At 49.7% G+C, this 10128-nt stretch carries 11 protein-coding genes and 2 pseudogenes; all 13 read left to right on the forward strand.

Features of this window, described 5'->3' with window-relative positions; translation table 11 throughout:
• Positions 1-463 (forward strand): glutamate ligase domain-containing protein (locus P378_RS12090; RefSeq protein ID WP_274378714.1); only part of this gene is annotated, 463 nt, incomplete at its 5' end.
• A gap of 270 nt (positions 464-733) precedes the next feature.
• Entirely contained in the window at positions 734-1408 is a 675-nt protein-coding gene (locus P378_RS12095) for a redox-sensing transcriptional repressor Rex (protein ID WP_099083430.1), read from the forward strand.
• A 229-nt stretch (positions 1409-1637) separates the two neighbouring features.
• On the forward strand, positions 1638-1829 hold the full coding sequence (locus P378_RS12100; protein WP_238473175.1) for a DUF4321 domain-containing protein: 192 nt from the start codon (positions 1638-1640) through the stop codon (positions 1827-1829).
• A 31-nt stretch (positions 1830-1860) separates the two neighbouring features.
• Positions 1861-2436, forward strand: a complete 576-nt coding sequence (locus P378_RS12105; RefSeq protein WP_099083431.1) for a Maf family protein — start codon at positions 1861-1863, stop codon at positions 2434-2436.
• Complete coding sequence (gene radC / locus P378_RS12110; protein WP_099083432.1) at positions 2433-3116, forward strand: RadC family protein; 684 nt, start codon at positions 2433-2435, stop codon at positions 3114-3116. The genes P378_RS12105 and radC overlap by 4 nt, the downstream gene beginning before the upstream one ends.
• A gap of 24 nt (positions 3117-3140) precedes the next feature.
• Positions 3141-4172 carry a rod shape-determining protein gene (locus P378_RS12115; RefSeq protein WP_099083433.1) on the forward strand — a complete coding sequence of 344 codons (1032 nt, stop codon included), beginning with the start codon at positions 3141-3143 and terminating at the stop codon, positions 4170-4172.
• Between the two features lie 12 nt (positions 4173-4184).
• The gene (gene mreC, locus P378_RS12120; RefSeq protein WP_099083434.1) at positions 4185-5045 is read left to right on the forward strand and encodes a rod shape-determining protein MreC; all 861 of its coding nucleotides are present in this window, start codon (positions 4185-4187) and stop codon (positions 5043-5045) included.
• The gene (mreD, locus tag P378_RS12125; protein WP_099083435.1) at positions 5046-5546 is read left to right on the forward strand and encodes a rod shape-determining protein MreD; all 501 of its coding nucleotides are present in this window, start codon (positions 5046-5048) and stop codon (positions 5544-5546) included.
• Positions 5547-5573: 27 nt separating this feature from the next.
• On the forward strand, positions 5574-7550 hold the full coding sequence (gene mrdA / locus P378_RS12130; RefSeq protein ID WP_099083436.1) for a penicillin-binding protein 2: 1977 nt from the start codon (positions 5574-5576) through the stop codon (positions 7548-7550).
• 123 nt (positions 7551-7673) lie between these two features.
• Positions 7674-8095 (forward strand): annotated as a pseudogene (gene minC / locus P378_RS12135) (septum site-determining protein MinC).
• A gap of 70 nt (positions 8096-8165) precedes the next feature.
• Positions 8166-8959, forward strand: a pseudogene (gene minD / locus P378_RS12140) (septum site-determining protein MinD).
• Between the two features lie 16 nt (positions 8960-8975).
• Entirely contained in the window at positions 8976-9251 is a 276-nt protein-coding gene (minE, locus tag P378_RS12145) for a cell division topological specificity factor MinE (protein ID WP_099083437.1), read from the forward strand.
• Between the two features lie 281 nt (positions 9252-9532).
• Positions 9533-10128: FtsW/RodA/SpoVE family cell cycle protein (locus tag P378_RS12150; protein ID WP_238473176.1), on the forward strand; the 596-nt coding region annotated here is incomplete at its 3' end.

Below are 10128 nucleotides of genomic sequence, written 5' to 3' on the forward strand. Positions count from 1 at the left end.
GATTACGAACAGGTTCAATGGCGGGGCGATTGGGACGATTATAGGAAAAACCCAGGACATCCTATTGGACGGCGCCCATAACCATGCCGGAGCCCTGGCTCTGAAACAGGCCCTGCTGGAATCCTTTCCCGGACGCCGGTTTATCTTTCTCCTGGGCATGCTGGCGGATAAAGAAAGATCCAAGGTGGTGGCGGAACTGGCCCCTCTGGCCAGGGCGGTGGTGGTTACCCGCTCCAACCACCCCAGGGCCGGGGATTGGACCAGACTGGCGGACCATGCAAAAAACTACCTGGAAGATGTAATTGTCATAGAAGATGTACAAGAAGCAGTGAAAGCGGCTCTGGACAGGACCCGGCAGGATGACATCCTGTGTATCACCGGTTCCTTATACATGGTGGCGGAAGCCCGCTCGGTTTTGGGACTCTCTGATAAAAATCACTCCGGAACTGCTAAACCGGAGTGATTTTTATCATCCCTTGTTTTGTGAAAAAACAATCTGGCACAAGATTAAAAACAATAAGTATATTATTTTAAGCAATAGGCACTTGCAAACGGTTATAATATACATAACGATGTCGAAGATTGTCTTTAAAAGTGCGGCTTATTCGTCATCTAAGCGACAAAGTTTGAGCTTTGCACAAAAAAGTAATGTCATAAAATTCACAAATGCCCTTTGCAACCTGAACTTTTACTACTATAATATAAAATATAAATAATTAGAAAATTAACAGGGATGAAAAATACAGCACTATCTTCAGAAAAGGGAGGGGACCTGGTGAAAGCGCTAAAGATCCCAGAAGCAACCATAACTAGGTTATCGATATACTCCAGGTTTTTAAAAAGACTCGATAAAAAAGGAATAACTACCGTTTCTTCCGGTGACATTGCTGAGGGTGTTGGCGTTAGTCCCGCCCAGGTCCGTAAAGACCTGGCCTACTTCGGTGAGTTCGGAACCCGGGGTGTGGGCTATAACGTTAAAGATTTAATTCGCTACACCGTAAAAATTCTTGGTTTGTCTGAGCCGTGGAATCTCGTGATGGTGGGGGCCGGTAATCTTGGCTCCGCACTGGTGACTTACAGGGAATTTAAGGACAGGGGCTTTACCATTGTCGGGGTATTCGATAACGATCTGACAAAGATCGGCAAGCGTATTGCTGACCTGGAAGTTCTCCCCCTGGAGGAAATGTCACGGGTGGTGAAAGAGCATAATGTTCGTATCGGCATTATCGCCGTACCCTCCAAAGCTGCTCAGGAAATTGCGGACATCATGGTGAAGGCCAGTTTGGAAGCCATCCTCAACTTTGCCCCGATATCCTTGAATCTACCCGACCACGTTGAAGTGCGAAACGTTGACCTGTCGGTCAAACTGGAAATTTTGACCTTCAACCTGGCGTTGAAAGAAAAATAAAGGATTTTGCTAAATTAGGTGGGTTATTACCCACCTTCCTAATTTTAATGGATATTTATCGGTTTATCGGGGACAACTAAAGTATCTGTATTTGCTTGTCAGATAAAAGGGTGGATGATAAACTTATAAGAAGTAATTCCAATCCTTTCCTGACAGGTGAAAGCATGGGTAAAACATTTAGAGTAGCAAAGGCCCGGGGACTTTAATCATCCTGCTCCTTGCATTCGGTGTGGCCGGCAGCGCCATAGGACAAGCACTGGCAGTCTACCTGCCTGTACTGAAAAATTTTACAACCATCGGGTTAAACAATACAACCTTCAACTTGCATTTTCTTCAAGTATCCTTTGGTTTAACCATGTCCCTGGGGCCTGTGACCGGGCTGGGAATATTATTAGGATTTTTAGCCTATCGAAAATTATAAGATTTGTTAAATTTCACAGGGGGTTTCACTTGTGCGTCCTATTATCCTCGCATCGGCATCTCCCAGGCGCCAGGAACTTCTTGCCAACCTGGGGCTGGAATTTGAGGTAAAAGTCAGTGAAGTGGACGAGACACTGGATGAAAATATGCCTGCGGCCCAGCAAGTGGAGAAACTAGCGGAACGAAAGGCTTCGGTGGTGGCTGCACAAAGCACCAAAGGGCTGGTTATCGGTGCCGATACCCTTGTGGTACTGGGAGGAAAACCCCTGGGAAAACCCGCAGACCGTGAGGAAGCCGTGCAGATGCTGAAAAGCCTGCAGGGCAGAAGCCACGAGGTGTTCACGGGTCTGGCAGTCATTGACGCCGCCACCGGTCAATCGGTGGTGACCCACCAGGCCACCGCTGTACGGTTTAAGCCTCTGTCGTCAGAACAAATCCAGCGCTATGTGGATACCGGTGAGCCGATGGGCAAAGCCGGCGCATACGCTGTGCAGGGAAAAGCCTCGATCTTTATTGACAGCATTCGGGGCTGTTATTTCAATGTGGTTGGCCTGCCGGTTGCCAAACTGGCAGATGCTTTAAGAATGTTTGGAGTCGAAATTGTATGACTTATCCCGTAATGCGCGAACTACCACCGGAACAGCGCCCCAGAGAGCGTATGCTTAAAGAAGGGGCGGCAAACCTTTCCGATATTGATTTACTAGCCATTATGCTGCGGACCGGTACAGCCAGGGCTTCTGCCATGGAATTGGCGGCTGAATTATTGGGCCGGTTTAGGGACTTGCGGGCACTGGCCCAAGCCACCATAGAGGAACTGAGCGAACTAAAAGGGGTTGGTCCGGCAAAGGCCGTGCAGGTAAAGGCGGCCCTTGAACTGGGCAAACGGCTGGCTGCTTTGCCTGCGGAAGAGCGACCGGTGATCCGTTGTCCCGAGGATGTATGTGCTCTGGTGATGGAGGACTTAAGGGACAGGGACCGGGAATATTTTCAGGCCCTGCTTCTCAATACCAAAAACCAGGTGCTGGCCAGGGAGACCATTTCCATCGGCACCCTGAATTCTTCCATGGTACATCCCAGGGAGCTTTTTAAAATCGCCATTCGCCGGAGTGCAGCCTCCGTTATTTTGGTACATAATCATCCCAGCGGGGACCCCACGCCAAGCAGGGAGGATATCTCCCTCACCAAAAGATTGGTCGAAGCGGGAGAAATTATCGGAATCGATGTCCTGGACCACATCGTAATTGGAGATAATAGATTCACCAGCTTAAAATCAAAAGGACTTATTTAACCAAACCTAAGGAGGACGAAAATAATGAGACTTGGTATATTTTCCAAGGATATGGGCATAGATTTAGGCACTGCCAACTCGCTGGTTTATTTGAAGGGCAAGGGCATTGTTTTAAGGGAGCCGTCGGTGGTGGCCATTCAAAGGGAAACCGGGCAAGTTCTGGCCGTAGGGGAAGAAGCCAAGCAGATGATCGGCCGTACCCCGGGCAACATCGTGGCCATTCGTCCCATGAAGGACGGCGTAATTGCTGATTTTGACGTTACCCAGAGCATGATAAAGTATTTTATCAACAAGGCGCTGCGGGGACGTTCCTTTATCGTCAAACCCCGGGTGGTGGTCAGTGTACCCTCCGGCGTGACCGCCGTGGAAGAAAGGGCTGTCCGGGAAGCAGCCTTGCAGGCCGGGGCTAGGGAAGCTTATCTGATCGAAGAGCCGATGGCTGCGGCCATTGGCGCAGGATTGCCGGTGCATGAACCCACAGGCAACATGATCGTTGATATCGGCGGTGGTACCACGGAAGTGGCCGTCATATCCCTGGGCGGCATTGTCACCAGCAAGTCCATCCGCATCGCCGGCGATGAAATGGACGATGCCATCATCCAGCACGTAAAACGGACCTACAACTTAATGATCGGTGAACGCACCGCCGAGCACATTAAGATTAATATCGGCACCGCTTACCCGCTGGATGTGGAGGAAACCGAAGAAATAAGAGGGCGTGACCTGGTCAGCGGTTTACCGAAAACCCTGCAAATTACCTCGACGGAAATCTATAAAGCACTGTCCGAACCCGTGGCGGCCATTTTGGAGGCCATTAAGGTTACCCTGGAAAAGACGCCGCCGGAACTGGCTGCGGACATCATGGACCGGGGGATTGTGATGGCCGGCGGCGGATCGCTGCTCCGGGGCTTGGACCGCCTGGTCAGTGCTCAAACGGGCATGCCTGTTCATCTGGCCGAAGAACCCCTGCTGGCAGTGGCTTACGGGTCAGGCAGGGTGCTGGAAAATATCGATGTCCTAAGACGTGTATTAATCCAACCGAAGAAGTTGGCCTAAGGGTGTGAGATTTTGCCCCGGTTTGTATCTTATAAGAATTTTGTGCTGCTGGCCATTCTGGTGGGTATTACCCTGCTGGTGATGCGATTTACCCACGTGGGGCGTCCCCAGCTTACGCCCATGGAAACAGCCATCAAAGACGGCCTGGCCCCTGTCCAGGGAGTGCTGATGAGAATTGGCGGGACCTTCCGCAATGGGGTGGAATCCATTACTTCCCTGGGCAGGCTGCCTGAAGAAAACAAAGCGTTAAAGGAACAGGTGTCCCTTTTGAAGGGGCAGCTGTATTTGCAAGAAGAGCTTAAGCAGGAAAATCAACGTCTCAAGCAACTTCTGCAATACCGGGACCAGTATAAGCAAAATTTCAGCACCCGGGTGGCGGCAGTCATTGGCCGTGATCCCGGAAATTGGTTTGGTATTGTCACCTTGAACAAGGGGAGCAAGGATGGTATAGTTAAAAATATGCCGGTGGTAACACCGGCGGGCTTGGTTGGTAAGATCGTGGCGGTATCCTCAAATACTTCCCAGTTAATGTTGATTACCGACCCCCGCAGCGGGGTGGGAGCTATGGTTCAGGAATCCCGCGTGCCCGGGGTGCTGGAGGGGACAACTTCCGGCTCCGGGGAGACCAGGCTGATCCATGTGCCGAAGGATACCCAGCTGGTGGATGGTCAAATCATCATTACTTCGGGCATTGGCCGCACCTTTCCCAAGGGGGTTCCCATTGGCAGAGTGGTTCATGTATCCGATGAGCCCACGGGTTTGTTTAAGACCGCTACCGTGGCGCCCTTTGCGGATCTCCACCGGCTGGAAGAAGTGCTGGTGATTACCACTGTCTATAATCCCGATATTCTTCCTCCGACGGAGGGTGATTAATTGCGTTCCTTTGTTTTTTTATTGTTGATAACAATCGCATTGTTGTTACAATCGACCCTATTTACCTTCCTTCAGGTGGCAGGGGTGAAACCCGACCTGGTTTTAATGCTGGTTGTGTTTAATGGCTTCCTCCGTGGCTCCAGGGAGGGGGCTTTTTTGGGTTTTCTGGCAGGTCTCGCGCAGGATATATTTACCGGCAATTACATCGGGTTGAACGCCCTTACCAAAATGATGGCGGGCTACCTGGTGGGTCTGGCGGAGGCCCGTTTTTATAAGGAAAGTGTAATTATTGTTACCCTGGTGACCTTTATGGTGGGGATCGCCAACCAGCTTGCCTATTATATGCTGCTGTTTTACTTGGATATCGAAGTGGCACCTTCCTTTGCCCTGGCCCAGGTGGTTCTTCCATCCGCCATTTACACCGCCCTGCTGGTTCCCCTGACCTATTGGAAATTTTACAGTTCCAACGAAGATGGTTGGCTGCGGGAAAGAGAACCTTAATATTCTGTTTGTTTGGGAGGAGTTTGTTTGGAAAGGAAGATTATCGAGAAAAAGACCCGTGTGCTCCTCTTCATTGTAAGCTTCATCTTTGTGGTTCTGATCAGTCGTTTAGCATATATGCAGCTTTTAGAAACCGAGCGCTTTGAAACCCTGGCCAAACAAAACCACATGCGGCTGAACCCCATTATCGCTCCCAGGGGTGAGATTTACGACCGTAAGGGAGTAAAAATTGTGGGCAACAAGCCGGTTTATACAGTTTCCCTGGTCTACCTGGGGTTAAAGGACACCGACCGGGTGGTCAACAGGGTGGCGGGCATACTGGGTATGGACCCCAAGGAAATTATGAAAAAGCTGGAGGAACAACAGCTCAGGATGTTCCAGCCGGTGCGGCTGGCCACGGATGTTCCGCTGGAAACCATTACCGTCCTGGAAGAACAGCGCCTGGAATTATCCGGGGTGGTGATCGACGTTGAGCCGGTAAGAAATTACCATTTTGGTTCCATGCTGTCCCATGTACTGGGGTATGTGCAGGAAATTAAACAAGAACAATTAAAAAGAAATCAGGATAAAGGCTACCGGCTTGGGGATATGTACGGGCAAGAAGGGCTGGAAAATGCCTTTGAACCCTATTTAAGGGGACAAGACGGGGCCAGGCAGGTGGAAGTGGACGCCCAGGCCCGCCCGGTCAGGGACCTGGGCATTAAGGAGCCCGTTCCCGGCAACAACCTGGTTTTAACCATTGATGCTGAATTGCAAAAGACTGCTGAGGCATCCCTGGAGAGGCAAGTACTGTACATGAGGAAGCTTGGCTATGAATCAAAGGGCGGGGCCACGGTCATGATCGATGTGAGAACCGGGGCCATCCGGGCCATGGCCAGTTATCCTACCTACGAGCCTTCCATTTGGATTAACGGGTTAAGCCAGAAACAATGGGAGGATTTACAAAAAAGCGGTGCTCTGCCGAATCGTGTTTTACAGTTGTACCCCCCTGCGTCCACCTTTAAGATGGTACTTGCCGTAGCAGGGGTAGATACCGGGAAAGTGGACCCCAGTTGGGCGCTCTCTGACCCCGGCTACTATATTTTTGGTAACAGAACGTTTAATGACTGGAAGCCGGGCGGTCATGGCCGGGTAGATATGCGCAAGGCCCTCTCGGAGTCCTGCGATACTTATTTCTGGTATATAGGGCACCGGGTCCTGGGAGTTGATATTATTGGCAAGTATGCCCGCATGTTTGGGTTTGGGGAACGGACGGGTATTGAAATTCCCGGTGAACCTGCCGGCAATGTCCCTACGCCGGAATACAAATATAAGCGTAACAAAGCCTATCTGGATGCCGTCTATGAACCTAAATTTAAAGCCGTAGAAGAAAAATACAAGCCTTTGCTGGCCAGTGCCACAGACCCGGAGGAGAGACAAAAACTGGAGAAAGCCAAGCAAAGGGAACTGCGGGCGGTGCAAAACCAGTACGACCAGTACAAATGGGACCTGAATTGGCAGGTTTATGATACCCTAAACATGTCCCTCGGACAGGGGTACAATGAATATACTCCTTTGCAACTCGTTAATTATGTTGCTGCCATTGCCAACGGGGGAACCCGGTGGAAACCTTACCTGGTAGAAAAGGTCACCAGTCCCGATGGAAAGATTCTTAAGGAATTTAAGCCGCAAAAAATCGGCGAGGTTGGCGTTAAGCCGGAGGCTTTAAAGGTTGCCCAGGAGGGTATGAACATGGTGACCAGTATTGGTACAGCCTCCGGAATATTTAGTGGTTTCCCCATCCAGGTGGCCGGGAAAACCGGTACCGGAGAGGTCTTCGGACGCGACAACCATGCCTTGTTTGTAGCCTATGCCCCCTTTAAAAATCCGGAAGTAGCTGTGGCCACAGTGGTGGACTATGGCGGCAAAGGTGGTGTGGCTGCAGGGCCGGTGGCAAGGGATTTGTTTGCTGCTTACTTTAAGGTACAGAATACACAGCAGCAAACCGGCTACAGTCCGGAATAAACGGTATAATGTCTAATTATCTCATAATATAGGGGCGAAACGCCCCTTTTTTTTTATCCATCTTTAGAAGGATTTGGTACTTAGCGTAGAATTGAAGTATAGGGTAAGCGGGAGGGAGTTATTTTGACCAAAGAGACACTGTCCAATTCCACAACCAGTCATCCATCCCTTGGTAGTTTTCCGGTGGAATTAGCGGAACTGGTGGATGAGAATACCATTTTAGTGCAAAGAACCCTGCGTTCCGGACAAAGTATTTGTCATGACGGAAACGTAGTGGTACTGGGAGATGTAAACCCCGGTGCGGAAGTGGTGCCTCCGGCAATATCATTGTCATGGGCTCGCTGCGGGGGGTTGTACATGCCGGCGTCAAAGGAGACACCAATGCCATTATTCTGGCCTTTCGACTCAGGCCGACGCAGCTGAGAATTGGCAATCACATCACCCGACCGCCGGAGGATGAATCATCCGACCCGGATTACCCGGAACTGGCCCGGATAAAAAACGGTGTCGTGACCATAGAAACCTTTAATTCTGTAATTAAGTAACGGATACCGTTCTTTGTTAACAGGTTTCATTCGGTGTAAAACGCTTGTCATAGTAAGGAGGACCTAAAATATGGGTGAAGTCATCGTAGTCACTTCCGGCAAAGGGGGCGTTGGTAAAACCACCACCACTGCCAACCTGGGGACAGGCCTGGCCTCCTACGGGAAAAAGGTGTGTCTGGTGGATGCCGATATCGGGCTGCGTAACCTGGATGTTGTACTGGGGCTGGAAAATCGCATCGTTTTTGACATTGTGGATGTTACCAGCGGTGTTTGCCGCATTCGTCAGGCCTTGATCAAAGATAAACGGTATGAGGGGCTGCATTTGTTACCCGCAGCCCAGACCAAAGACAAGACAGCGGTAAACCCTGATCAAATGAGGGAACTCTGTGAGGATCTGAGAAAGGAATTTGATTTTGTTATCATCGACTGCCCGGCCGGCATTGAACAGGGTTTTAAAAACGCCATTGCCGGGGCGGATAGAGCTATTGTGGTTACCACCCCGGAAGTGTCTGCGGTGCGGGATGCCGACCGCATTATCGGACTCTTGGAGGCCGCCGACCTGCGGGAGCCAAACTGATCATCAACCGGTACCGTCCCAAGATGGTAAACCGTGGCGATATGATGAGCATTGACGATATGAATGAAATCCTGGCCATTGACCTGCTGGGTGTGGTACCGGAGGATGAGCAGGTTGTTGTAACAACCAACAAAGGGGAGACCGTGGTAAGGGATGACAAATCCCAGAGCGGTCAGGCTTATCGCAACATCACCCGTCGTATCCTGGGTGAAAATGTGCCTTTATTGAACCTCGAAGAACAGGACGGTTTGTTTAGTGCCTTAAAGAAAATGATTGGACTGAAGTAGGAAAGGGGGTACCGGAGTGTTAGAATTTCTAAGCAGGGTTTTTGGTCGTGAGACTACAAGCAGCAAGAATGTGGCAAAAGAAAGATTGAGGCTGGTGCTGGTACACGACCGGGCCAATGTATCACCCGAGCTACTTTCTTCCCTTAAGAACGACTTGATTAAAGTGATTTCAAATTACATGGAGATTGACGAACAGGCACTGGAAGTTAGCCTGGACAGCAACGACAATCAGGTTGCTCTTGTGGCCAACATCCCGGTAAAACGAATGAAACGGGCCAAAAACCTGGCCTAAGAAGAGAGATGCAGAGGCATCTCTTTTTGTCTTTGGGGCATTCCTTTAGGGTTCTGTTGCTAGACTGCGGATATGTTTTTGGGGTCCTGTTGCTAGCCTTTTGGGTATTCCTGAGTGGTCCTGTAAATTGGTACTAACAACAGGCCCCTTAAGTAATACCCAAAAGTCTAACAACTAGACCCAAAAGGAATACCCCTTAGTCTAAAGACAGCCCCTTTTGTTTCAATCAGAAATATTATATAATCTATAAGTTAAAGGATTTATAGGTGGTGATTGTTTTGGTGGACAAGCGGTTTGTAAAAAACCTTGATTATACATTATTAATTGCCGTTTTCTTAATTATTTGCTTCAGCCTGGTGATTATCAGCAGTGCTACCCTTGTAAGCAGCCCGATGGATTTCCGGCAGCAGCAGGAAATCTGGAACAAAGATACACTGGGGCTGAGCAGTGAAGGTACAAGTGAACCCATTGGAATATCAATTGTTAAATACACCAAATTATTTTTTAGTACGTTTGTAAAAAAACAGATCTTTTTCGTAATCCTCAGTCTAATTATTTTGGGGTTTGTTTTATCCGTTCCCTATGAGGACTTCCGGCGTCACCGTAAAACCATTTATATCCTGAATATACTGCTGCTGCTGGTTGTTTTGTCCCCCCTGGGACACAGTGCCAAGGGTGCCACCCGCTGGATTAATTTAGGACCCTTTCTGCTGCAGCCTTCGGAGTTTGCCAAAATTTTTATCATTATCACCTTTGCGGATTTCTTAACCCGGCGGGAAGGGCATTTAAATACCTTAAAGGACCTGATCCCCTGCTTTATCCATATCGGGGTTCCCATGCTGCTTATTCTCAAGCAGCCGGATTTGGGAACATCCCT

Source organism: Desulforamulus profundi (assembly GCF_002607855.1).